Source organism: Streptomyces pratensis (assembly GCF_037137275.1).
GTDB lineage: Bacteria > Actinomycetota > Actinomycetes > Streptomycetales > Streptomycetaceae > Streptomyces > Streptomyces pratensis_B.
Genome location: NZ_JBBBEN010000083.1, coordinates 66,258 through 89,432 on the forward strand (window position 1 = coordinate 66,258; position 23,175 = coordinate 89,432).

General features: G+C 74.3%; 21 protein-coding genes and 1 pseudogene. 11 read left to right on the forward strand and 11 right to left on the reverse strand.

The window, feature by feature from the left end; genetic code table 11:
* Window positions 1-127 precede the first annotated feature (127 nt).
* From V9U70_RS11205 to hmgA, 3 genes are all read right to left on the reverse strand, one after another.
* The gene (locus V9U70_RS11205) at window positions 128-1,402 is read right to left on the reverse strand and encodes a type ISP restriction/modification enzyme (RefSeq protein WP_336674365.1); all 1,275 of its coding nucleotides are present in this window, start codon (window positions 1,400-1,402) and stop codon (window positions 128-130) included.
* A gap of 71 nt (window positions 1,403-1,473) precedes the next feature.
* On the reverse strand, window positions 1,474-2,232 hold the full coding sequence (locus V9U70_RS11210) for a GntR family transcriptional regulator (protein ID WP_336674409.1): 759 nt from the start codon (window positions 2,230-2,232) through the stop codon (window positions 1,474-1,476).
* A 100-nt stretch (window positions 2,233-2,332) separates the two neighbouring features.
* A complete protein-coding gene (hmgA, locus tag V9U70_RS11215) occupies window positions 2,333-3,652 on the reverse strand; it encodes a homogentisate 1,2-dioxygenase (protein ID WP_336674366.1) in 1,320 nt (439 codons plus the stop codon).
* Between the two features lie 186 nt (window positions 3,653-3,838).
* Between hmgA and V9U70_RS11220 the strand changes: the two genes are divergently transcribed.
* The 4 genes from V9U70_RS11220 to V9U70_RS11235 all read left to right on the forward strand — a co-directional run bounded on the left by V9U70_RS11220 (window position 3,839) and on the right by V9U70_RS11235 (window position 9,839).
* A complete protein-coding gene (locus tag V9U70_RS11220) occupies window positions 3,839-4,459 on the forward strand; it encodes a TetR/AcrR family transcriptional regulator (protein ID WP_336674367.1) in 621 nt (206 codons plus the stop codon).
* A gap of 290 nt (window positions 4,460-4,749) precedes the next feature.
* Window positions 4,750-6,945, forward strand: coding sequence for a molybdopterin-dependent oxidoreductase (locus V9U70_RS11225; protein ID WP_336674368.1), 2,196 nt, complete (start codon window positions 4,750-4,752; stop codon window positions 6,943-6,945).
* Between the two features lie 376 nt (window positions 6,946-7,321).
* On the forward strand, window positions 7,322-8,716 hold the full coding sequence (locus tag V9U70_RS11230; RefSeq protein ID WP_336674369.1) for an aldehyde dehydrogenase family protein: 1,395 nt from the start codon (window positions 7,322-7,324) through the stop codon (window positions 8,714-8,716).
* A gap of 43 nt (window positions 8,717-8,759) precedes the next feature.
* Window positions 8,760-9,839: a Zn-dependent alcohol dehydrogenase gene (locus V9U70_RS11235; protein WP_336674371.1), complete on the forward strand. Its 1,080-nt coding sequence runs from the start codon at window positions 8,760-8,762 to the stop codon at window positions 9,837-9,839.
* A 217-nt stretch (window positions 9,840-10,056) separates the two neighbouring features.
* Here the strand turns inward: V9U70_RS11235 and V9U70_RS11240 are convergent, their stop codons facing one another.
* On the reverse strand, window positions 10,057-11,235 hold the full coding sequence (locus V9U70_RS11240; protein ID WP_336674372.1) for a GDSL-type esterase/lipase family protein: 1,179 nt from the start codon (window positions 11,233-11,235) through the stop codon (window positions 10,057-10,059).
* 76 nt (window positions 11,236-11,311) lie between these two features.
* Complete coding sequence (locus V9U70_RS11245) at window positions 11,312-11,881, reverse strand: TetR/AcrR family transcriptional regulator (protein ID WP_336674411.1); 570 nt, start codon at window positions 11,879-11,881, stop codon at window positions 11,312-11,314.
* A gap of 371 nt (window positions 11,882-12,252) precedes the next feature.
* On the opposite strand from V9U70_RS11245, the gene V9U70_RS11250 reads away from it, so the two are divergent.
* Window positions 12,253-12,672, forward strand: a complete 420-nt coding sequence (locus V9U70_RS11250; RefSeq protein WP_336674373.1) for a hypothetical protein — start codon at window positions 12,253-12,255, stop codon at window positions 12,670-12,672.
* Window positions 12,673-12,841: 169 nt separating this feature from the next.
* Here the strand turns inward: V9U70_RS11250 and V9U70_RS11255 are convergent, their stop codons facing one another.
* The 3 genes and pseudogenes from V9U70_RS11255 to V9U70_RS11265 form a co-directional block, all read right to left on the reverse strand.
* Window positions 12,842-13,807, reverse strand: coding sequence for a DMT family transporter (locus tag V9U70_RS11255; RefSeq protein WP_336674374.1), 966 nt, complete (start codon window positions 13,805-13,807; stop codon window positions 12,842-12,844).
* Between the two features lie 196 nt (window positions 13,808-14,003).
* A pseudogene (locus tag V9U70_RS11260) lies at window positions 14,004-14,743 on the reverse strand (ArsR/SmtB family transcription factor); the annotation flags it as partial.
* Window positions 14,744-14,757: 14 nt separating this feature from the next.
* Complete coding sequence (locus V9U70_RS11265; RefSeq protein ID WP_336674375.1) at window positions 14,758-15,468, reverse strand: TetR/AcrR family transcriptional regulator; 711 nt, start codon at window positions 15,466-15,468, stop codon at window positions 14,758-14,760.
* Between the two features lie 63 nt (window positions 15,469-15,531).
* Between V9U70_RS11265 and V9U70_RS11270 the strand changes: the two genes are divergently transcribed.
* From V9U70_RS11270 to V9U70_RS11280, 3 genes are all read left to right on the forward strand, one after another.
* Window positions 15,532-16,683, forward strand: a complete 1,152-nt coding sequence (locus V9U70_RS11270) for an acyl-CoA dehydrogenase family protein (RefSeq protein WP_336674376.1) — start codon at window positions 15,532-15,534, stop codon at window positions 16,681-16,683.
* Between the two features lie 91 nt (window positions 16,684-16,774).
* Window positions 16,775-17,065, forward strand: a complete 291-nt coding sequence (locus tag V9U70_RS11275; RefSeq protein ID WP_336674378.1) for a YiaA/YiaB family inner membrane protein — start codon at window positions 16,775-16,777, stop codon at window positions 17,063-17,065.
* A gap of 110 nt (window positions 17,066-17,175) precedes the next feature.
* Window positions 17,176-17,820, forward strand: a complete 645-nt coding sequence (locus tag V9U70_RS11280; RefSeq protein WP_336674380.1) for a TetR/AcrR family transcriptional regulator — start codon at window positions 17,176-17,178, stop codon at window positions 17,818-17,820.
* A gap of 121 nt (window positions 17,821-17,941) precedes the next feature.
* On the opposite strand, the gene V9U70_RS11285 is transcribed toward V9U70_RS11280, so the two are convergent.
* Entirely contained in the window at window positions 17,942-18,403 is a 462-nt protein-coding gene (locus V9U70_RS11285) for a MaoC family dehydratase (RefSeq protein WP_336674382.1), read from the reverse strand.
* Between the two features lie 180 nt (window positions 18,404-18,583).
* Here V9U70_RS11285 and soxR point away from each other — a divergent pair, with 180 nt between their 5' ends.
* Window positions 18,584-19,051, forward strand: coding sequence for a redox-sensitive transcriptional activator SoxR (soxR, locus tag V9U70_RS11290; protein ID WP_336674383.1), 468 nt, complete (start codon window positions 18,584-18,586; stop codon window positions 19,049-19,051).
* A 75-nt stretch (window positions 19,052-19,126) separates the two neighbouring features.
* On the opposite strand, the gene V9U70_RS11295 is transcribed toward soxR, so the two are convergent.
* Window positions 19,127-19,729, reverse strand: coding sequence for a hypothetical protein (locus V9U70_RS11295; protein ID WP_336674384.1), 603 nt, complete (start codon window positions 19,727-19,729; stop codon window positions 19,127-19,129).
* A gap of 279 nt (window positions 19,730-20,008) precedes the next feature.
* On the opposite strand from V9U70_RS11295, the gene V9U70_RS11300 reads away from it, so the two are divergent.
* Entirely contained in the window at window positions 20,009-20,491 is a 483-nt protein-coding gene (locus V9U70_RS11300) for a GNAT family N-acetyltransferase (protein WP_336674385.1), read from the forward strand.
* 189 nt (window positions 20,492-20,680) lie between these two features.
* On the opposite strand, the gene V9U70_RS11305 is transcribed toward V9U70_RS11300, so the two are convergent.
* Window positions 20,681-21,967 carry an exo-beta-N-acetylmuramidase NamZ family protein gene (locus V9U70_RS11305; protein WP_336674386.1) on the reverse strand — a complete coding sequence of 429 codons (1,287 nt, stop codon included), beginning with the start codon at window positions 21,965-21,967 and terminating at the stop codon, window positions 20,681-20,683.
* A 197-nt stretch (window positions 21,968-22,164) separates the two neighbouring features.
* On the opposite strand from V9U70_RS11305, the gene V9U70_RS11310 reads away from it, so the two are divergent.
* Complete coding sequence (locus V9U70_RS11310) at window positions 22,165-22,935, forward strand: SDR family oxidoreductase (protein ID WP_336674387.1); 771 nt, start codon at window positions 22,165-22,167, stop codon at window positions 22,933-22,935.
* Window positions 22,936-23,175 lie beyond the last annotated feature (240 nt).

Here is a 23,175-nt window from a genome sequence, read left to right on the forward strand (position 1 = left end):
ATACCCGCTGCACACGGCTTTCGCCACCCCGAGCCCGTACGGAGAGCGCCGCTCACCGGGCCCCGGCGCCACCGCGCCCGCGAACCGGGCGAGCCCCGGGGCTCCCGGAGCGGGGCGGCCCCACCGCTCATAGCAGGGCGAACTGCCCCTCTGGGCCCTCCTCCTGGTGGCCGAGGACCGAGGCCGGACGCCGGGCGGAGTCCGGTACCGGCAGCACCCCGGCCGCCCGCAGCTCGGCGCGGGAGACCAGGGGCGCCCGCTCCAACCAGGCCCGCAGCTCCTCGCGCCGCCCCGCCGTCTCGTCCAGGAGCGCCAGGACGGTGATCAGTTCCAGGAGCTCCGAGGTCCACTCCCGTGGCCAGCCGCGCGTGCCGAGCGCCGCCAGCCCCTGTGCCTCCGCACCGTCCGGGCCCCTGCCCGCCACCGCCGCGGCCCGGAGCCCGAACCAGAGCTCCAGCACCCGCACGCCGCCCACCGTGAACTCCCAGGCGCCCGCGGACACCGGGGAGATCCGGCCCTCACCGATGAGCAGCGCCTCCTGCCCGGCGTCGTAGACGAGCCCCGCGGGCCGGGCCGGCAGGGTCGCCCGCACATACGGCCTGCGCCCGCCCGGCAACCGGGGGCGCTCCCCGCCCCACGCCCCGCGCGACTGGACCCGGATCAGCTCCCGGCCGAGCTCCACCCCCGCCGACCACACCTCCGCCTCCACCGGCAGGGGCACGGGACGGCCGGCGGGGGCGGGCCCGGCGACGGCCACCGCCCAGGCCAGCACCGCCTCCGGGGTGAACGCGCCTGCCTCCGCCCGGCCGCGGAGCCGCCCGTGCAGGAAGGCGGCCAGCCCCGGCGCCAGATTGGGTTCCCCGCCACCGGGCCTGCGGTAGAGCGGCCTGATCCGCCCCGGCCGCCCGGCGGGGCAGTGCCCGTCGGGCAGCAGCGCGGTCACGGACAGGGCGGGCCCGCGGTCCCCGGGCGCGGAGCCGTGCTCGACCGCGAAGAGCTGCCGCCCGTCGGCCACCCGCCACAGCTCCGGGCGGGCCGCGTCGATCAGCCGGTGGTCGGGGAGCAGCCACTGCTGGTCGAAAGGGCCGTGCAGAATCCTCACGGGGTCGGGGCAGCGGCCCGGCGTCCGGGCGAAGCGGCCCGTCCCGGCGGACCGGCCGGGCAGCGCGGCGACCGACGTACGAGGCGTACGGGCACGGGTGGGGCCGAACAGCCGCTCCTGCTCTGCGGGTCCTGCGGCGGCCAGCCGCTCCCAGCGGGCCCGCAGCGCGTCCGGATCGGGCCCGGTCACCCAGGAACGGCCGGTTCTCAGCGGCCGCACGGACCAGGGCATCAGCTCCTCCAGCGGCAGGGCTCCCGCGCCCTCGCCCGCCCCGGCCGCCGCCGGCCTGTGGCCTGCCACCGAGCCGTCCTCCCCTGTCCGCAGTGACTCCCGGGCATCGTAACGGCGCGGGTAACGCCCCCGGGGCGGGGTCAGTGGGCCTCCACCGTCACGGAGAACGAGAACCGGTCGCCCCGGTAGCGGATGCGGGCCACGTCCACGACGCGCCCCTCGTCGTCGTAGGTCACGCCCGTGTAGTGCAGGATCGGGCTGAGCAGCGGGACCCGGAGCAGCTCGGCGGTGACGGGGTCGGCGAGCCGGGCCTCCACCGTGTCGGTGATCCGGGAGATCCGCACCCCGACGACGTCCCGCAGGACCTTGGTCATCGGCCAGCGTTCGAGATCGGCGACGTCGATCCGGGCGGCGATCTCCGGACGCACCGCGTTCTCCGCCCAGTTGGTGGGCTCGCCGCTCCCGCCGTCCCGGCGCAGCCGCCGGTAGCTGGTGACCTCGGCGCAGTCGGGGAAGAACTCGGCGAGATCGCCCGGCACCGGCGCCGGGCCGTGGCCGAGGACGGTCGTGGCCTCGCCGGACTGCTGGGCGACGATCGCGTCGACCGAGCCCAGCAGCCGCACCGGCGACACCCGCCGGGCGCGCGGCTCGATGAACGTGCCGCGCCGCCGGTGCCGGCTGATCAGCCCCTCCGTCTCCAGCTCCTTGAGCGCCTGGCGCATCGTGAGCACGCTGACGCCGTAGTGCGCGGCGAGCTGCTCCTCGGTGGGCAGGCGGGCGGAGGCGTCCTGCGGGCGGCCCAGTATGGAGGCCCGGAGCGACTGCGAGACCTGGTACCAGAGCGGCAGCTTCCGGTTCAGGACGAGGGAGTCGGGGGCGAAGGCGGGCGGGTGGCGCACCGGGTCCTCACCGGTGTCCGTCCGGGCGTCCGCCCCGGCCGTCCGATGGCTCTTCTTCACGTCCTCGTCCCCGTCCCGTCGCTTCGGGCCCCTTCGCCTTCTACGGTCGGAAGTGGCGGCTCAGACCCTGCCACACCTCGTCGTAGCCGCGCTGCAGATGGCCGGCGGAGGCCGCCTGCGCGGTCGCCGTGACCGGCCAGCGGGTCTCGAACATGAAGGCCAGGCCGTCGTCGATCTTCTGCGGTTCCAGCTCGGCCGCGCTCGCCCGCTCGAAGGTCTCCCGGTCCGGGCCGTGCGCCGACATCATGTTGTGCAGGGAGCCGCCGCCGGGGACGAAGCCGTCCGCCTTGGCGTCGTAGGCCCCCTCGATCAGGCCCATGTACTCGCTCATCACGTTCCGGTGGAAGTAGGGCGGGCGGAAGGTGTCCTCGCCGACCAGCCAGCGCGGGGCGAAGACGACGAAGTCCACCGAGGCCAGCCCGGGCGTGTCGGACGGCGAGGTCAGGACCGTGAAGATCGAGGGGTCGGGGTGGTCGTAGCTGATGGTGCCGATCACGTTGAACCGGCGCAGGTCGTAGACGTACGGGGTGTGGTTCCCGTGCCAGGCGACCACGTCGAGCGGCGAGTGGTCGTACGTCGCCGACCAGAGGTTCCCGCAGAACTTGTTGACCACCTCCACCGGGCCCTCGTGGTCCTCGTACGCGGCGACGGGGGCGAGGAAGTCCCGGGCGTTCGCCAGGCCGTTGGCGCCGATCGGGCCGAGGTCGGGGAGCGCGAAGGGGCGGCCGTAGTTCTCGCAGACGTAACCGCGCGCGGTCTCCTCCAGCAGCTCCACCCGGAAGCGGACGCCGCGCGGGATCAGCGCGACGTGGCCCGGCTCCGCCCGCAGCAGGCCCAGTTCGGTGCGCAGCAGCAGTCCGCCGCGCTCCGGGACGATCAGCAGCTCGCCGTCGGAGTCGCTGAAGACGCGGTCCGTCATCGAGGAGTCGGCGTGGTACAGGTGCACCGCCATGCCGCTGCGCCGGGCGGCGTCCCCGTTCCCGCCCAGCGTCCACAGCCCGCTCAGGAAGTCGGTGCCGGGCGCGGGGTCGGGCAGGGGGTTCCACCGGAGCCGGTTCGGGTCGGGCACGGACTCGGTGAAGGGCGCCGAGCGCAGGGCGCCGTTGCCGGTCCGCGCGAAGACGGGGTGGGCGGCGGACGGGCGGATGCGGTAGAGCCAGGAGCGGCGGTTGCCGGCGCGCGGCTCGGTGAAGGCGGAGCCGCTCAACTGCTCCGCGTACAGCCCGAGCGGGGCGCGCTGGGGGGAGTTGCGGCCGTGCGGCAGCGCCCCGGGCACCGCCTCGGAGCTGTGCTCGTTGCCGAAGCCGGAGGAATACGTCAGCCCCTCGGCCGTCTTCCTCGCCTGGTCGATCGCGCTCATCCCGCAACTCCCGGTCCCCAAGAAAACCCTCGGATTCGCCGGACGGCAAATCCTATGCACCACCGTAGGAATAGGAGCGGGGCACGTCAACGGCATACATCGCGCCATCCGTGGCGTGTCCGGGGGACAGGGGCGCGGAGCCGGGCGGCGGCGCTGTCGTTCACCGGACGGAGGGGGCACGGCATCATGGGGCCCGTGCCCCATCTCCCCCCGAACCTCCGTCGCGCCCCCGTGCAGCAGCGCAGCGCCGACCGCCTGGCCCGCATACTCGACTCCTGCGCCGCCCTCCTCGACGAGACCGGCTACGAGCAGCTCACCACCCGGGCCGTCGCCCAGCGCGCCCACGTGCCCATCGGCTCCGTCTACCGGTTCTTCCCCAACAAGCGCGCGCTCGTCGACGCCCTCGCGCTGCGCAACCTCGACACCTACGCCGACCGCATCGCCGACCGGCTCGCGGACCTCCCCGCCGCCGACTGGCGTGCCGCCGTCGACGCGATGCTCGACGAGTACCTGGCGATGAAGCGGAGCGTCCCCGGCTTCGCGCTCGTCGACTTCGGGCCGCCCTCGCCCGCCGACGGCGCGGCCGACGACGCCAACCGGCGACTGGCGGACCGGCTCGCCGCACTGCTCGCCGACCACCTCGGCGGCCGGCCCGACGAGGCGCTGTCCCGGGCGATCCTGGTGAGCGTCGAGGCCGCCGACGCGCTGCTCCAGCTGGCCTTCCGCGCGGAAGCGTCGGGGGACGCGGCCATCGTCGCAGAGACCCGCCTCCTGGTCAGCTCCTACCTCGCCCAGACGCTCGACTGAGCGACGGCGCCCCTCCCCGCCGCGGGGCCGGCCCCTGCCGGGCCTCGCGGGCCTCGTCCGATGTCCGGCCGTCTTCCGCGTCGCCGGCTTTCCGCGTCGCCGGCTTTCCGTGCGGACGGTCGTCTGCGCGGCCGGTCTTCCGCGTCGCCCCTGGTCGAAGGTCCGTCCCTCTTCTCCTCCGCTCGACGCCCTCCCCACCATGCGTACCGGTCGGTATGCTCGGCCCGGCCGGGCTCCCACACCCGGCCCACGTCCGCGTGCCGTCACCGCAGCCGCCCCGGGGAGGGCCCATGTCCCACGAATCCCGTACCGCACCGCGTATCTGCCCCCTCTGCGAGGCCACCTGCGGCCTCACCCTCACCATCGAGGGGACCGCCGTCACCGGTGCGCGCGGCGACCGCGACGACATCTTCAGCCGGGGCTTCATCTGCCCCAAGGGAGCTTCTTTCGGAGGGCTCGACGCCGACCCCGACCGGCTGCGCGTCCCCCTGGTACGCGGCGGCGACGGAAAGCTGCGCGAGGCCGCCTGGAGCGAGGCGTTCGACCTGATCGCCGCACGGATACCGGACCTGGTGACGACCCACGGGCCGAGTGCCGTCGGCGTGGTCCTCGGAAACCCCAACGTGCACACCATGGCGGGGGCCCTCTACCCGCCCCTGTTGCTCGCCGCCCTGGGCACCCGCAACGTGTTCACCGCGAGCACCCTGGACCAGATGCCCAAGCACGTCTCCAGCGGCCTGCTCTTCGGCGACGCGCACGCCATCCCCGTACCGGACCTCGACCGCACCGACCACCTCCTCCTGATCGGCGCCAACCCGCTGGAGTCCAACGGCAGCCTCTGCACCGCCCCCGACTTCCCCGGACGGCTCAGGGCCCTGCGCCGGCGTGGCGGCACCCTCACCGTCATCGACCCGCGCCGCACCCGCACCGCGCGCCTCGCCGACCGGCACGTCGCGATCCGGCCCGGCGCGGACGCGCTTCTGCTGGCCGCGCTCGCGCGGACCCTCCTGGCGGAGAAGCTCGCCGACCCCGGTCCGCTCGCCGAACACCTGGAAGGAACGGACGAACTCGCCGCCGCCCTGGCGGATTTCACCCCGGACGCCGTCGCCGCCGCCTGCGACGTGGACGCGGACACCATCACCGCCATCGCCCGCGAACTCGCCGCCGCCCCCACCGCGGCCGTCTACGGGCGCATCGGCAGCTGCACCGTCGAGCACGGAACCCTCGCCAGCTGGCTGGTGGACGTCCTCAACATCCTCACCGGCAATCTCGACCGGCCCGGCGGCGCACTGTTCCCGCTCTCCGCCACCGCGCGCGCCCCACGCCCCGCCGGCCCGGGCAAGGGCTTCGCCCTCGGCCGCTGGTCGAGCCGGGTCTCCGGGCACCCCGAGGCCAAGGGCGAACTGCCCACCGCGGCCCTTGCCGAGGAGATCGACACCCCCGGCGAGGGCCGCATCCGCGCCCTGGTGGTCATCGCGGCCAACCCCGTGCTCTCCGCGCCCGACGGCGACCGCCTGGACGCGGCCCTCGCCGACGGGCTCGACTTCATGGTCAGCGTCGACCCGTACCTCAACGAGACCTCCCGGCACGCCGACGTCGTCCTGCCTCCACCGCCGCCCTCGCAGAGCGCCCACTTCGACTTCGCGCTGAACACCTTCGCCGTGCACAACCAGGTCCGCTACACCCGCGCCGCCGTCCCGCTGGAGGACGGGCGGATGGACGAGAGCGAGATCCACGCCCGCCTCGTCCTCGCCGTGAGCGGCAAGCACGGCGCGCCGCCCTCCGCCGTCGACGACCGGGCCATCGACGCCGCGCTCACCCGGGCCGGGGCTCCGAAGGAGCGGGCCGCCGAGCTCACCGGCGCGAACGGCCCCGAACGGCGGTTGGACCTGATGCTGCGCCTCGGCCCGTACGGGCTGACGCTGGAGCAGCTCCTGGCCCACCCCCACGGCATCGACCTCGGCCCGCTGAAGCCCCGCGTCCCGGAGATCCTGCGCACCCGCTCCGGCCGCATCGAACTGCTGCCGGGACCGATCGCCGCCGATCTGCCGCGCCTGCGACGGGCGCTGGGCGGCCGGCCCGCCCCGCTCGTCCTCGTCGGCCGTCGCCATCTGCGCTCCAACAACAGCTGGATGCACAACGTCGGCTCGCTCGCCGGCGGCTCCAACGTCTGCACGCTCCAGATCCACCCCGACGACGCGGCCCGTCTCGGGCTCGTGGACGGGGCCCTCGCCCGGATCGAGTCGTCGGGCGGTGGGATCGAGGCCCCCGCAGAGATCACCGACTCGGTGCGCAGCGGGGTGGTGAGCCTGCCGCACGGATGGGGCCACAGCCGCCCCGGCGCCCGGCTGTCGGTGGCCGCCGCCCGGCCCGGGGCGAACGTGAACCAGCTGCTCGACGGCTCGCTCCTGGACCCGCTGTCCGGGACCGCCGTGCTCAACGCCGTTCCCGTGTCCGTGACCCCCGCTCCCGTGGCACCGTGCTGACCGGCCCGTGCTCCGCCGAGGCCGTACTGGTGCGACGCCGGGCTCGCCGTCGCCCCGTCGGCCGCCACGGTCGCGGCGGTGCTGCTCGGGGCCGCCGGGCGGGCGGTGCCGGCCCCGCTCGTCGCGCTCGCCCGGCGGTGCCCTCTTCGGTGCCGTCCGGCGCCGCCGCGCACCGGGCCGCCCCCGGCCCCGGCGGCGCTCCGCCGTGAGCCCGGCCCCGTCACCGCTCCGCCTCCGGCCCGGCCCCGGCGTGACCCGCGTCTCCGCAGGGTCCCTGGCGTCGGAAAACTAACGGCGCTAGTTTGGTCGGGTGCGACGTGTGCTCCGCGCCGCACGGCTCCGGCACTCCGCACAGCACGTCCGGGAGGAAACAGCCATGAAGGCCCATGACCAGATGTACATCGACGGCGCGTGGCGGCCCGCCGTCGGCCAGGACACGATCGCGGTCGTGAACCCGGCCGACGAGCAGGTCATCGCCCATGTGCCGGCGGGGACGGCCGAGGACGTCGACGCGGCGGTGCGGGCCGCGCGCGCCGCCTTCCCCGCCTGGGCCGCGACCCCGCCCGCGGAGCGCGCGGCCCGGCTCACCGCGCTGGCCGACGCGCTGGCCGCCCGCAAGGACGTGATGGCCGAGACCATCACGGCAGAGCTGGGCTCACCGCTGCCGCTGTCGCAGACGGTCCACGCGGGCGTGCCCGTGCTGGTGGCCGCCTCCTACGCCGAACTGGCCGCCGGTCACGCCTTCGAGGAGCGGATCGGCAACTCCACCGTGCTGCTGGAACCGATCGGCGTGGTCGGCGCGATCACCCCCTGGAACTACCCGCTCCACCAGATCGTCGCCAAGGTCGCCCCCGCGCTCGCGGCGGGCTGCACCGTCGTCCTCAAGCCCGCGGAGGACACCCCGCTCACCGCCCAGCTCTTCGCGGAAGCCACCGAGGCGGCCGGTCTGCCGCCCGGCGTCTTCAACCTCGTCACCGGCCTCGGGCCGGTCGCGGGACAGGCGCTCGCCGCCCACGAGGACATCGATCTGGTCTCGTTCACCGGCTCCACCGCCGTGGGCCGGCAGATCGGCGCGACCGCCGGGGCCGCCGTCAAGCGTGTCGCCCTGGAGCTGGGCGGCAAGTCCGCCAACGTGATCCTGCCCGGCGCGGACCTCGCCAAGGCGGTCAACGTCGGCATCGCCAACGTGATGACCAACTCCGGCCAGACGTGCAGTGCCTGGACCCGGATGCTGGTGGACGCCGAGCGGTACGACGAGGCCGTGGAGCTCGCGGCGAACGCCGTCACGAAGTACGTGCCCGGCGAGCGGGTCGGCCCGCTCGTCAACGCCAGGCAGCAGGCCCGGGTGCGCGGATACATCCAGCAGGGCATGGAGGAGGGCGCCCGGCTGATCGCGGGCGGCCCGGACGCGCCCCTGGAGACCGGCTACTACGTCAGCCCGACCGTATTCGCCGACGTCACCACGGAGATGACGATCGCCCGCGAGGAGATCTTCGGCCCGGTGGTCTCGATCCTGCGGTACGAGGACGTGGACGACGCCCTGCGGATCGCCAACGACACCGTGTACGGGCTCGCCGGCGCCGTGTGGGCCGCCGACGACGAGGAGGCGGTGGCCTTCGCCCGCCGGATGGACACCGGTCAGGTCGACATCAACGGCGGGCGGTTCAACCCCCTGGCCCCGTTCGGGGGTTACAAGCAGTCGGGGGTCGGGCGCGAGCTGGGGCCGCACGGTCTGGCGGAGTACCTCCAGACCAAGTCGCTCCAGTTCTGAAACCCGCAACCGTCCCAGACGTCCCTCACCGAGGAGCCTGTTCGTGGTCCGCGCCGTCGTACTGCCCGCCGTCGGAGCTCCGCTGGAGATCACCGACATCGTCCTGCCGGAGCCCGGCCCCGGCCAGGTGCGCGTCTCGCTCGCCGCCGCCGGGGTCTGCCACTCCGACCTGTCCCTGTCCAACGGCACCATGCGCGTCCCGGTGCCCGCCGTCCTCGGCCACGAGGGCGCCGGCACGGTCCTGTCGGTCGGGGAGGGCGTCACGCATCTGGCCCCCGGCGACGGCGTGGTCCTCAACTGGGCCCCCTCCTGCGGTGTCTGCTACCACTGCGGGATCGGCGAGGTGTGGCTCTGCGTGGACGCCCTGAAGGGGATGGCCAACCTCCACGCCCGGACGGCGGACGGCGCCGACCTCCACCCCGGCCTGAACGTCGCGGCCTTCGCGGAGGAGACCGTCGTCGCCGCCAACTGCGTGCTGCCCGCACCCGAGGGCGTCCCGCTCACCGACGCCGCCCTCCTCGGCTGCGCGGTGCTGACCGGCTACGGGGCGATCCACCACAGCGCGAAGGTCCGCGAGGGCGAGACCGTCGTCGTCTTCGGGATCGGCGGCGTCGGCCTGGCCGTGCTCCAGGCCGCCCGGATCGCGGGCGCGTCCCGGATCATCGCCGTCGACGTCTCCCCGGCCAAGGAGGAGCTGGCCCGCAGGGCCGGGGCGACCGACTACGTGGTCGCCTCCGCCACCACCCCGCGCGAGATCCGCAAGCTGACCGGCGGCCGGGGCGCGGACGTCGCCGTGGAGTGCGTCGGCCGCCCCGCGACCATCCGGGCCGCCTGGGAGTCCACCCGGCGCGGCGGGCGCGCCACGGTCCTCGGGATCGGCGGCAAGGACCAGGAAGTCACCTTCAACGCCCTGGAGATCTTCCACTGGGGCCGGTCCCTGACGGGCTGCGTCTACGGCAACAGCGACCCGGCCCGCGACCTGCCCGATCTGGCCGACCACATCCGCGCGGGCCGCTTCGACCTGTCGATGATGGTCACCGAGCACATCGGCCTGGACGGCATCCCCGCCGCCTTCGACAACATGATCGCGGGCAAGGGCGGCCGCGCGCTGGTGGTGTTCTAGACCGGTGCCGAAAACGGATCACGGACGGTGAGTGATCCCCGTCCACGGCCGGGGAGCCCCCGGTGGCCCTTCCGTGATCCGGAACGCGCCACAGGACGGTGACGAGGAGGGGGAGCCCCCGGATGGTGTGGCGAGTTCGGAGTCCTGCTTCGCCTACGCGGCGGTGCGGTACGGGGGAGCCTGCTCGCGCCCTCCCCGCCGGCTACGGGGGTCCGGGTCAGCCGGTCGTGACGGCGAAGGGCCCGTCGTGGGCGAAGACCAGCTCGGCGAAGTTCTCGCCGATGCGGCGGTGTCCTTCGGGGCCGGGGTGGAGCGCGTCCGGCAGGGGGGACTCGTCGTGGTCGCTCTCGCCGTAGAGGTCGAGCCCGTCGAGGTAGTGGAGGTTGGGGTCCTCGGCCGACCGCTGCTTGACGATGTCGGCCAGGGCGTCGCGGACGATCGTGAGCGTCAGCCGTCCGGCGGCGGTCTCGGCCGGATCACCGGTGGCCCTGAACTTCAGGGCTCCTCCGGAGAGGTCCGGCATGAGAGGCCCGGGGGTGTTCTCGTGGGTCGGACACAGGAGGGGGGAGACCAGGAGCAAGGGGGTCGTGGGGTGGCCCTCGCGGATGGTGTCGAGGAAGCCGTGGACGGCGGGGACGAAGGCGCGCAGGCGCATGGCGTCGCTGTTGACGACGTTGATGCCGAGCTTGAGGCTGATCAGGTCTGCGCGGGTGTCGCGCATCGTGCGGGCGGTGAACGGGTCGACCAGTGCGCTGCCGCCGAATCCCAGGTTGATCAGCTCCACATCGCCCGCGGAGGCGGCCAGCGCGGGCCAGATGGTGCTGGGGAAGACGGCGTTGGAGCCGTGGCTGATGGAGCTGCCGTGGTGCAGCCACACCCGCCGCCCGCTCTTCGGGGCCGGCTCGACGGGGGCGTCGGTGCGCAGGGCGACGACCTCGGTGATCTCCGTGTGCGGAAGCCAGATCTCGATGTCCTTCTCGCCGGCGGGGAGGCCGGTGAAGTGGGCGGTGCCGACGGGGCCCGGGGTGAATTCCGCGGTCTGGGTCTGCATGTCGGTGATGGTGCGCAGGTTCCCGCCGTCCACAGTGGCCTGGGCGGTGAGACGTCCGTCGACCAGGAGGTCGTAGACGCCGTCCGGCGGGGGCGGGAAACCCCGGTAGGCGCGTTTGGTCGGCAGGGTGTCCAGGCGGACGGAGGTGGCGCCCGTACGGAAGGCCACCCGGACGCCGGAGGGCTGGGCCTCGGCCACGGCCAGCAGGTCGTCGGGGATCTGGCGACGCGCCCAGGCGGGCAGCCGGTGGGGCAGCAGACCGTGGGCAGTCTCTTCCACGTCGAGGTGGCCGCGCAGGAAGTCGGCGGTGATCGGGGTGGTGACCAGGTTCTGTTCGGTGCTCATCGCCTCAGGTCTTTTCGTTCCGGGGTGGGTCGGGTGCCGGGTCGGTGGAGAGGCGCCGTCGCGGGGGCGTGACCGGTCAGGGGGCGGACCGGCTCCGCAATGCGGTGTCGAGGCAGTCCAGGGTCCAGGCCCAGGACTCCTGCGCGGCGACGTCGGTGTGGTCGAAGCCACCCGCTGCCTCCAGGGAGGCGTAGCCGTGGAAGACGCTGCCCAGCATGCGGACCGCGTGCGTCTGGTCCGGCTCAGCCAGCTCGTAGCCGCGCAGGATCGCCCGGGTCATCTGCGCGTGCCGGACGCCGGCGCTGGCCGCGGCGGTCTGCGCGTCGAGCCGGTACCGCGCTGCCTCGTACCGGCCGGGGTGCGCCCGGGCGTAGTCCCGGTAGGCGTTCGCGAAGGCCGTCAGGGCGTCCTTGCCGGCGCGCCCGGCCACGGCGTCGGCGACCCGGTCGGCCAGTTCCTCCAGCGCGAACAGCGCGATCCGGGTCCTGAGGTCGTGGGAGTTCCGCACATGCGCGTACAAGCTCGCCGGCTTCACGTCGAAACGCCGGGCGAGCGCGGACAGGGTCACCTGGTCGAAACCGCCCTCGTCGGCGAGTTCCGCACCGGCGAGCGTCAGCCGCTCCGGGCTGAGTCCTGCTCGAACCACAACCATCACCTACTCTCCATGTGCCTACGCCCACCATGACTCAACCTATGCCTTGTAGGCAAATGGCGTATTGCCTCAAGGGCTGGCACTCCGCCGCACGGGGCGAGCGCGACGACCGGTTCGGCGAAGGCCCACAGCCGCCCCACCTCGGCGCGACGGCCGCTCAAGCGGCCTCGCCGAACGACGCGGACGACGTCGAACGCTTCCTACCCGCGCATAGCGGCCCGGCGTCGCTCCTGAGAGCGATCTTCCGGGCACTGGGCGAGCGGCGCCGCCGGCACGGGCGCCCCGTGGTCGGCTCCGTCCCGGACGACGCCGGGCCGCACCGGCGGTGGTCCGGGGCCTGAGGGGCGAACCGGGCCGCGCTCGATATGCCCCCGGACTTCAGAACGCTCGCCGACGACCTGCCCGAGACCCAGCGGTCCCTGCTGCTGGCCTACTCCAGCATCCTCACACCCGGGGCGAGGGCCGCCCTCCGAAAACAGCTCTCAGAACCTCGCGGGGACATCGACGAGGAGTTCGCAGCACTCGACGAGGACGCCCCGGACGAAGTGCGGCAGCAACTGGCGGAGCGCATGGCGCCCGAGGTCCGCAGACAGCAGCGGGACCACCCGTGTCTCGCCGATCTCGGGTTGTCCTCGCACCGGGAGACGGCGGTCGCGGAGTCGGTCGTCGTGCAGGCGCTGCTCGAGTTCCACAACCGCGCCCATCTCGACGTACTGCAACGCGTCCACGCGCTCCTCTGTGAGGAGGACGCCGCGGAGGGCGAAAGCAACGCCCCCCGAGGCTGAGGCGGCGCCGGGGCCGAGCACGCCGGGCCTCTGCCGTCCGCGCAGTGCCGGGGCGGCGTGCCGGCGGGGCGTGTGCGGCCCTGGCCGCGGTGATCCCAGGAAGCGGCCCGGTACCGCGACGGGGCGGAACCTGCCCGGGAGGGGCGTCGGGGCCGCGACGGGCGCCTCCCTAGCCGTTGCGCTCCGGCCGGGCCGGGCCCCCGCGCGGGGCCCCGGCCTCTCGGCGGCTCCGGGAGACGGCCACCCCGGCCAGGCAGAGCGCCCCGCCGGCCACACCGAGCAGGGTGGGCGCCTCGTCCAGCAGGACCCACGCCATCGCCACGACGAGCGCGGGGACCGCGTACGTGGTCGCCCCCATGCGGCCCGCGGTGGTACGGGCCAGCGCGTAGCCCCAGGTCGTGAAGGCCAGCGCGGTCGGGAAGACGCCCAGGTAGACCATGTTCAGCGTGGCGGACAGCGGCGCGGCGGCCGCCTCGGAGACCAGCGCCCCGGTGAACGGCAGGCAGGCGGCGGCTCCGATCAGGCAGCCGAAGGCGTTGATCTGGAGCGAGGACCCGTGCGCCAGGGCCGGCTTCTGGCTCACCACGCCCGCCGCGTACGCCACCGCGGCCAACAGGCAGAGCGCCACGCCCAGCATCGAGGAGCCGCCGTCCCCGGACATCGCGACGCCGACCACCACCGCGCCCGCGAACGAGACGCCCATCCCCAGCAGGAGCCGGCGCGGCAGCCCCTCGCCCAGCATCCGGGCGCCCAGCAGGGCGATCAGGATCGGCCCGGTGTTCACCAGCATCGCCGCCGTGCCCGCGTCCACCTCCTGCTCGCCCCAGTTCAGGACCACCATGTACAGCCCGAACCACAGCAGCCCCGAGGCGATGATCCCCGGCCAGGCCCCCCTGCCGGGCAGCCCCTCGCGGCGTACGAGCAGGATCGCCCCGAGCACGAGGGAGCCCGCCAGCAGTCGCCCGAGGGCCAGTGCGCCGGGGGAGTAGGCCTCCCCCGCGCTGCGGATGGAGACGAAGGCCGAGGCCCACAGCACGACGGTGGTGCAGGCGGCGGCCGGGGCGCGCCAACCAGGGGCGGGCACAGGGGCCGGTGGATGCGTCGGGTGCGTCGTGGGGGTCGAGGTCGTCGTCATGGCCACGACCGTAGAACCGTGACGCTTCGGTCCCCACCGAATTGTCGGGGACCGTCAATCGTCGGGAAGTCGGGAAGTCGGGAAGCCCGGGAAGCAGAGGCGCCGGGAAGCCGGGGCACCGGGATGTCAAGACGCGCAGGCGGCCGGGGCGCGCAGGCGGCCGGCGCGCCGTCACGCCTTGGGGGGCCGTCTCGAAGGAGGCCGGGTCGATGTCCAGCAGCTCCGACAGGGTTCGCAGCCCCTTCGGGGTCGCCCGCACCGCCCGCCCCGACCCGAACCGCTCGCACCAGCCCTGCTCCAGCACATGCGTGCACAGCGCCGCGCCCGCGGCCCCCGCGAGGTGCGGCCGCCGCTCCGTCCAGTCCAGGCAGCCCCGCGCCAGGGGCCGCCGCGCGGACCGGTCCAGCCGGACGCCGAGCACGCCGAACCAGTCCAGCCCCGCGTCGGTCAGCGCGAACCCCGTGTCCTGCCGCAGCAGCCCCCGGCCGGTCATCGCCTCGGTGATCCGGATGCCGAGCCGTCCGGCGAGATGGTCGTAGCAGGTGCGTCCCCGGGCGAGCGCACCGCCGACGCTCGCCGCCCGCAGGGAGCGCAGCCGTTCTGCCGCGCCGGGCACCGCGTGGGAGGCGAGATCCTCCACCAGGTGGGCGATCCGCTCGTCGGCCAGCCGGACGTAGCGGTGCCTGCCCTGCCGCTCCTCGGAGAGCAGCCCGCCCGCGATCAGCGCCCCAGGTGCTCGCTGGCGGTGGACGGCGCCACCGAGGCGTACCGGGCCAGCTCGCCGGCGGTCCAGGCCCGCCCGTCGAGCAGGGCCAGGCAGAACGAGGCGCGGGTCGGATCGGCGAGGAGGGCCGCCAGCGCGGCGAGTCGCGGGGTGGCCGCGTCGTGCGGCAGCGGCCGGGCCGGGCGGGCCGAGGAGCGCGGGGGACGGTCCATGGTTCCAGGGTGCGTCAGGAACGTTTCGGCGCGCGCCGAAACGTCGGCGAGGCCGCCCGGGCCGCCGGATTGCCGGGGGCCTCCGGCCGCCCGTGCTGCTCGTACTGGAGCGCGAGGCCGTCCAGCAGGGCCCGCAGCCCCGTCTCGAAAGCCCCCTCGTCGACCTGGCGGCGGTGGTCGGCCAGAAGATGGGCCTGGCCGAGGTGGGGATAGTCGGCGGGGTCGTAGGCGCTCTCGTCGTCGACGAAGCCCCCGGCGAAGGAGCCCAGCGCCGAACCGGTGATGAAGTAGCGCATCAACGCCCCGATCCGGGTGGCCTGGGCCGGCGGCCAGCCCGCGTCGGTCATCGCCCCGAACACCGCGTCGGCCACCCGCAGCCCCGCAGGGCGACGGCCGGGCCCCCGGGCGAGGACCGGGACGATGTGCGGATGCGCCGCGAGGGCCGCCCGGTAGGACAGCGCCCAGTCATGCAGCGCCTCACGCCAGTCCCGCGGGTCCGTGGCGTCGAACATCGACAGGTCGACCTGTACGGAGACCGCGTCGGCGACCGCGTCGAGGATCTCCTCCTTGTTGCGGAAGTGGTTGTAGAGCGAGGGGCCGCTGACCCCCAGGACGGCCGCCAGCCGACGCGTGGAGACGGCGTCGAGCCCTTCGGAGTCCACGAGTGCGCTCGCGGCCTCGACGATGAGCTCTCTGCTGAGGAGGGGCTTGCGCGGTCGGGCCATGCGGCTCATAGTAGGCCCTGCCGATCAGAAACTAGCAGTGCTAATTAAGCGAGGTGGCGCACGATGGACCTGGAGCTCAGCCAGGAGCAGGAGGCGGTCCGGCGGCTGGCCGCAGACTTCGTCGCCCGTGAGGTCGCGCCGCACGTCGTCGCGTGGGACCGGGCGGAGGACGTCGACCGGTCGATCGTGAAGAAGCTGGGCGATCTGGGCTTCCTCGGCCTGACCGTCCCCGAGGAGTACGGCGGCTCCGGCGGCGATCACCTCGCCTACTGCCTGGTCACGGAGGAGCTGGGACGCGGGGACTCCTCGGTGCGGGGCATCGTCTCCGTGTCGCTCGGTCTGGTCGCCAAGACCATCGCCTCCTGGGGCACGGAGGAGCAGAAGCGGCAGTGGCTGCCCCGGCTGACGGCGGGCGAGGCGATCGGCTGCTTCGGCCTCACCGAGCCCGGCACCGGGTCCGACGCGGGCAACCTCACCACCAGGGCCGTCCGCGACGGCGATGACTACGTCATCGACGGCACCAAGATGTTCATCACCAACGGCACCTGGGCCGACGTGGTGCTGCTCTTCGCCCGGACCGGCGAGGAGCCGGGCCACCGGGGCGTCTCCGCCTTCCTCGTCCCCGCCGACGCCCCCGGCCTCACCCGGCGCCCCGTCCACGGCAAGCTGGGGCTGCGCGGCCAGGCCACCGCCGAGCTGGTCCTCGACGGCGTCCGCGTACCGGCCCGCGCCCTCCTCGGCCCCGAGGGCAAGGGCTTCTCCGTCGCCATGTCCGCCCTGACCAAGGGGCGGATGTCGGTCGCGGCGGGCTGTGTCGGCATCGCGCAGGCCGCCCTGGACGCCGCCGTCCGCTATGCCGGCGAGCGCGAGCAGTTCGGCAAGCCCATCGCCCGCCACCAGCTCGTCCAGGAGCTGCTCAGCGACATCGCCGTGGACGTCGACGCCGCCCGGCTGCTCACCTGGCGGGTCGCCGACCTCGTCGACCGGGGGCAGGAGTTCGCCACCGCCGCGTCGAAGGCGAAGCTCTACGCCTCCGAAGCCGCCGTCCGTTGCGCCAACAACGCCCTCCAGGTCTTCGGCGGGTACGGATACATCGACGAGTACCCGGTCGGCAAGCTGCTCCGGGACGCCCGCGTCATGACGCTCTACGAAGGCACCAGCCAGATCCAGAAGCTCATCATCGGCCGCGCGCTGACCGGCGTCTCCGCCTTCTGACCACCGGCCCCGCGCTCGAACGCACGCCTGAGTACGGCGTTGAGTACGGGCGCGGATGCGGCGCCCCTCGTCACGCCGGATGCTGGGGCCCATGAGTGAGACGACAGCGGTCAAGCAGCAGAACACCGGTGCCTTCTACGGGCAGGCCGTCGCGTCCTTCGGGGTGGCCATGGGCGCGGTCGCCCTCGGTGTCTACTCCCTCGACGCCGACGCCTGGGTCCGCGGCTTCCTCGCCATCGGCGTGCTCTACCTGGTCACCTCCTGCTTCACGCTCGCCAAGGTGGTCAGGGACCGGCAGGAGGCGGGGCAGCTCGTCAGCCGGGTGGACCAGGCCCGGCTGGAGAAGATCCTCGCGGAGCACGACCCCTTCCAGAAGCTCTGAGCGCTCCCGGGCGCCGCTCGATGCCGTACGCTCCCGCGCACCGCGCCCTAAGCGCTTGCTCAGGGTCGGGGTATGGTGTTCGTCCTGCTGATGGAGAGGGGCCCTGGGCGATGAGTACGGCGGACGACACGAGCGGCGAGGACGGGCCGTGGGGCGAGGTCACGCCCGAGGCGGCCCGGAGGCTCCTCGTCGCCGCGGTGGACGCCTTCGCCGAGCGCGGCTACCACGCGACCACCACCCGCGACATCGCCGGCCGGGCCGGGATGAGCCCGGCCGCCCTCTACATCCATTACAAGACCAAGGAAGAGCTGCTCCACCGGATCAGCAAGATCGGCCACGAGCGGGCGCTGCACGTCCTTGAGGCCGAGGCCGACCGGGACGGCACGGCCGCCGAACGGCTGGCCGGAGCCGTCCGCTCCTTCGTCCGCTGGCACGCGGAGCGCCACACCACGGCGCGGGTCGTGCAGTACGAGCTCGGCGCCCTCGGGGACGAGCACCGCACGGAGATCGTCGCCCTGCGCCGCCGGAGCGACGCGGTGGTGCGCCGGATCATCGGCGAGGGGGTGCGCAACGGGGAGTTCGACGTCCCCGACGTCGCCGGCACCACGCTCGCGGTGCTGTCCCTGTGCATCGACGTGGCCCGCTGGTTCGACGCCCAGGGCAGCCGTACGCCCGACGAGGTCGGCGATCTCTACGCCGACCTCGTCCAGCGGATGGTCAAGGTCCGCGCCGACGGGTCTGCCGGCCCGCGGTAGCCCGCCGCCCCGCCCCGCCGGGCCCAGGCGGGACGGGGCGGCGGCTCGTGCGCGGGGTCGCGGCCCGTGGGCGGGACCGGACGCGCGGCCCCGCCCGTCGGCGGCGGTCCGGCGGTGCGGCTCAGAAGTAGTAGCGGGACACCGACTCCGCGACGCAGGCCGGCTTCTCGCCGCCCTCGCGCTCGACCGTCACGACGGCGGTGACCTGCACCCCGCCGCCCACCTCCTCGACGTCCCGGAGCACCGCCGTGGCCCGCAGCCGGGAGCCCACCGGGACGGGCGAGGGGAAACGCACCTTGTTGGCACCGTAGTTGATGCCCATCTTCGTGCCCTCGACCCGCAGCACCTGCGGCACCAGAACGGGCAGCAGGGAGAGCGTCAGATAGCCGTGCGCGATGGTCGTGCCGAAGGGGCCGTCCTCGGCGCGTCGCGGGTCCACGTGAATCCACTGGTGGTCGCCGGTCGCCTCGGCGAACAGGTCGATCCGCTTCTGGTCGACCTCCAGCCAGTCGCTGTGCCCCAGCTGCTCGCCCACTCCGTCCCGCAGCTCCTGCGCGGATGTGAAGATCTTCGGCTCTGCCATGTTCCCGGTCCCTGCCTTCCGGCTCGCCGCACCCTTCCGGCGCGATGTCTAAGCGCTTGCTCAGCATCCTGGTGCCCTGCGCTCCTGTCAACGACACCGCCGTCGGAAATACGGCCGTCGTCCGGATGGGTTTTCGATGATGCCGACCGGGCTCCGAGCCGGAGCAGTAGGGTTTTGCGAGTGCCACAGATCCCGCAGACACTCCACGAACTCTCGGTCGGCCAGCTCGCGGCGCGCAGCGGAGCCGCGGTCTCGGCCCTGCACTTCTACGAGTCCAAGGGCCTGATCAGCAGCCGCCGCACCGGTGGCAACCAGCGCCGCTACTCGCGCGACGCGCTGCGCCGGGTCGCCTTCGTGCGGGCGGCTCAGCGCGTCGGCATCCCGCTGGCCACGATCCGGGACGCGCTGGCGCAACTGCCGGAGGGGCGGACGCCGAACCACGAGGACTGGGCCCGCCTCTCCGAGGCCTGGCGCAAGGAGCTGGACGAGCGGATCACGCAGCTGCACCGGCTGCGCGACCACCTCACCGACTGCATCGGGTGCGGCTGCCTGTCACTGGAGACCTGTGTGCTCTCCAACCCGGACGACATCTCCGGCGAGCGGATCACCGGCTCCCGGCTGATGCCGGAGCGCGGGCGGCGCCCGTAGGACGATCCGCGCGTCCGTGCCGCGGCCGCTTGCCCGGGGCGGCGCGGCCAGGGACCGGCGCGGACGCGCGGTGTCTCACGCCGCCGCCGCGGTGGGCCTGGCGAACCGCGGCGGCCGGGCGCGGGCCAGGGCCCGGTCCGTCAGGGCGGGCCGGGGCACCGTGATGCCGCACCCCGTGCACACCGGGCCCGCCGCCGGCTCCCGCCGCCACTCGATGCCGACGCCCCCGCAGACCGGGCAGGCCGCGCCCGGTCCGGACCCGAGGGCGGCGATGAGGCGGCGCAGCACCTCGGCGAGCGGCTCGGTGGGATGGACCCCGGGGTCGACGCAGCGAGCCACCCCGTGGCCGCCCCATGTGCGGCGGTGCCAGTCGTCGAACGCGCCGGGCCGCCGCAGCCCCGCGTGCTTCTCGCGCCGCCGCCGCTCGGCGAACCCCGCCTCGTACGCGAGCCAGACCGCCCGCGCCTCCTCCAGTTCGTCCAGCGCCCGCATCAGGCGTTCCGGGTCGGGCGCCCGGTCCTCGGGATCGATTCCGTGCCGTGCGCACAGATGGTCCCAGGTCGCCCGGTGACCGTACGGGGCGAAGATCTCCAGACATTTGCGCAGGGAGTGCCGTCGCAGGGCCAGATCTCCCAGCGGATCGCGGACCTGTCTCGCAAGGCCCCGGAAACCGGCCATGGTGCTGCCACCTCCGTCGTTCGTCCTCGGACGTCAGGGAATGGACGTACGTCTGCCCGCTTCGGCTCCATCGAAAGACGCCATCCGTCCATTGGCTGAGACGCCGCACCTGGGACGGGGGTGCGCGGCGGAAGCGGATCGGCGCGCGGACGGGTGGTGAGGGGCGCGCGTGTCCGGCCGGGCAGGTGGTCGCACCGCCCGCCCCCGGGGCGCCTGGCCCCCTGTCGAACGGGAGAAATCCGGTGGCACCGGTGTGGCCGGGTGCGGTTGGCTGCCCGTATGACCGCAGTCTCCCCGCGCCTCGAAAAGGTCGCCCCCGACACCGTGCTCGCCGCCTGTCGGCTGGAAGTCGCCCCAGAGCAGGAGAAGTTCGTCGCACCGGTCGCCCAGTCCCTGGCCGAGGCCTATGTGCATCCCGACGTCGCCTGGCCCCGGCTGATCCGTGACGGCGAGCGCGTCGTGGGCTTCGTGATGGCCTTCTTCGACGTGCCCTTCGACTACGACGCCCAAGTGCCCGGAGCACCGCCGCGCTCCGGGCTCTGGCGGCTGGCCGTGGCCGCCGGCGAGCAGGGGCGGGGCTACGGGAGGTTCGCGGTGGAGGCGGTGAACGAGGAGATCCGCCGACGCGGCGGAGCGCTCTCGACCGTGACCTGGCACCCCGGCGAGGGCGGCCCGGAAGAGTTCTACCTGCGGCTCGGATACCGCAAGCGCGGCCTGACCCCGGACGGCGAACGCCTCGGTGAGCTGAACCTCGGCGCCTGAGGCCTGAGGCCTGAGGCCTGAGGCCTGAGGCCTGAGGCCGGGGGTCGGGGGTCGGGGGCCCGTCCGGGCCCTGGACCGCGCCCCCCGGCGGGGCGGGGGAGCGGAGGCCAGGCCGTACGGGGGCCCGCGCGTGCTCCCGTACGGCGGTCGTCGCCCCGGAGCGCCGCGGGGCGGTGACCGGCCGCCCCGCTATCCGCCGTAGCGGAGACAGCGGCGCCGCCGCGCCCTGAAGGCCGCCAGGTCCTCCTGCCACGCGCCCACCACGTCCTCGGTGTCCGCGCCCGCGTCGATCATGGTGCGGACCCGGGCGTTGCCCGTGAGCTTGTCGATCCAGTGGTCCGGCCGCCAGGCGAAGCCGCTCCAGGTCCGCTTCGCCGTCACCAACAGGGCGATGCCGGTGCGGACCGGGTCGAAGGCCTCGCGGTCCTGGACGTGCAGTTGCACCCCGCCCACCGTCTTGCCCGCGAACTTGGAGAACGTCGGAGCGAAGTACGCCTCCCGGAAGGCGACGCCCGGCAGCTCCAGCGCGTTCACCGCGGCTGCCCAGCGGCGGTCGACGCCCTCCGCGCCCAGCAGCTCGAACGGCCGGGTGGTGCCCCGGCCCTCCGACAGGTTGGTGCCCTCGAAGAGGCAGGTGCCGGAGTAGACCAGGGCCGTGTCCGGCGTCGGCATGTTGGGGCTCGGCGGCACCCACGGCAGCCCGGTCTCGTCGAAGAAGTGCGACCGCCGCCAGCCCGACATGGTCACCACGTCCAGGCGCACCGGGTCGTTCCGGAGGAACTCCTCGTTGAAGAGCAGGGCCAGCTCCGCCACCGTCATCCCGTGCGCCTGCGCGATCTCCCGGCGGCCGACGAACGTGGCGAACGCCGGGTCCAGCACCGGCCCGAGCGCCGCCCGCCCGGTCACCGGGTTCGGCCGGTCCAGCACGACCAGGCGCCTGCCCGTGAGCGCGGCCGCCTCCATGCAGTCGTACAGGGTCCAGATGTAGGTGTAGAAGCGGGACCCCGCGTCCTGGATGTCGAAGACGACCGTGTCCACGCCCGAGGCGGTGAACACGTCCGCGAGCGGCTGCCCGCTCTTCAGATACGTGTCGTACACCGGCAGCCCGGTCGCCGGATCGTCGTGTCGGCCCTGCGAGCCGCCCGCCTGGGCGGTGCCCCGGAAACCGTGCTCGGGGCCGAAGACGGCGGTCAGGTTCACGCGGGGGTCCGCGTGCATCACGTCGACGATGTGCCGGACGTCCGCGGTGACCCCGGTCGGGTTGGTGACGACGCCGACCCTCTCGCCCTCCAGCAGCCGGTACCCGTCGTCCGCCAGGCGGTCGAAGCCGGTGCGGACCCCGCGGCGCCCGCGTCCGCCTCCGTGCCCGGCGCCCAGGGCGGCCGAGGCGGCGGCGGGACCGGTACCGGACGCCGTCGCCGCGAGCGCTCCCACAGCGCCTCCCGCGGCCAGCAACCCACGTCGGGACAGGCTCATTCCGCTACCTCCTCGATCGCACCGACTGTCATGGCCCCGCACGCTAGCGCGGGCCGGGGCGGCGCGGAACGACCCGGGCCGGGAGCATTTCCCGTGGGCCACCCGCACGGCTCCCGTCCTTCCCGGGCCCGCCCCGCCCCCTTCCCGATCACATACCGACCGGTTAGTCTGCCGGTGCGGCCGGACGGAAGGGCGGGATGACGATGGATGCGGTGCAGGGCGCCGGAGTGGTGGTCACAGGGGCCGGAGGCGGCATCGGAGCCGCGCTGGCCCGCAGCTTCGCCGAGCGGGGGGCCAGGGTCGTCGTCAACGACCTGGACCCCGCGCGGATCGAGCCCCTCGCGAGGGAGATCGGCGGCTTCGCCCTCGCCGGCGACGCCTCCGAGATCGTGGAGGAGGCCAGGGAGGCGCTGGGCGGCACGGTGGACGTCTACTGCGCCAACGCCGGCCTGGCCTCGCCCGGCGACGCGTTCGCCGAGGAGGAGGTCTGGGCCGCGGCCTGGGACGTCAACGTGATGGCCCACGTCCGCGCGGCCCGGGCGCTGCTGCCCCACTGGCTGGAGCGCGGCAGCGGCCGCTTCGTGGCCACCGCCTCGGCCGCCGGGCTCCTGACGATGATCGGGGCGGCTCCCTACAGCGTCACCAAGCACGGGGCGGTCGCCTTCGCGGAATGGCTCTCGCTCACCTACCGCCACCGCGGGATCAAGGTCCACGCGATCTGCCCGCAGGGCGTGCGCACCGACATGCTCGCCGCCGCCGGCTCGGCCGGCGAGCTGGTCCTGGCCCCCGGGGCCATCGAACCGCAGGCCGTCGCCGACGCGCTGTTCGACGCGATGGCGGCCGACCGCTTCCTGGTCCTGCCGCACCCGGAGGCGGCGGGGTACTACCAGGCCCGCGCCGCCGACCCCGACCGCTGGCTGGGGGGCATGAACCGCCTCCAGCGCGCCTGGGAGGAGCGGGGCGTGTGACGGACCCGGTGCGCGCGGCCGGGCCTCGTCCCGGTGAGGCCCGCCCGGGGAGGCTCGTCGCCCGCCCGCCCGGCCGGGCCGGACGCCGCCCCGGCGGCCCCGGGGCCTCGGGCGCCCCGCGCCGGGCGGAGATCCTGACGGAGCCGCCGAAGACGGCGAGTGGGAAGATCCTCAGGTGGGGACCGCGTTCACCCCAGGGGAACGGCGTCGAAACAGCGCACGTACGGTACGAAAGAAAGG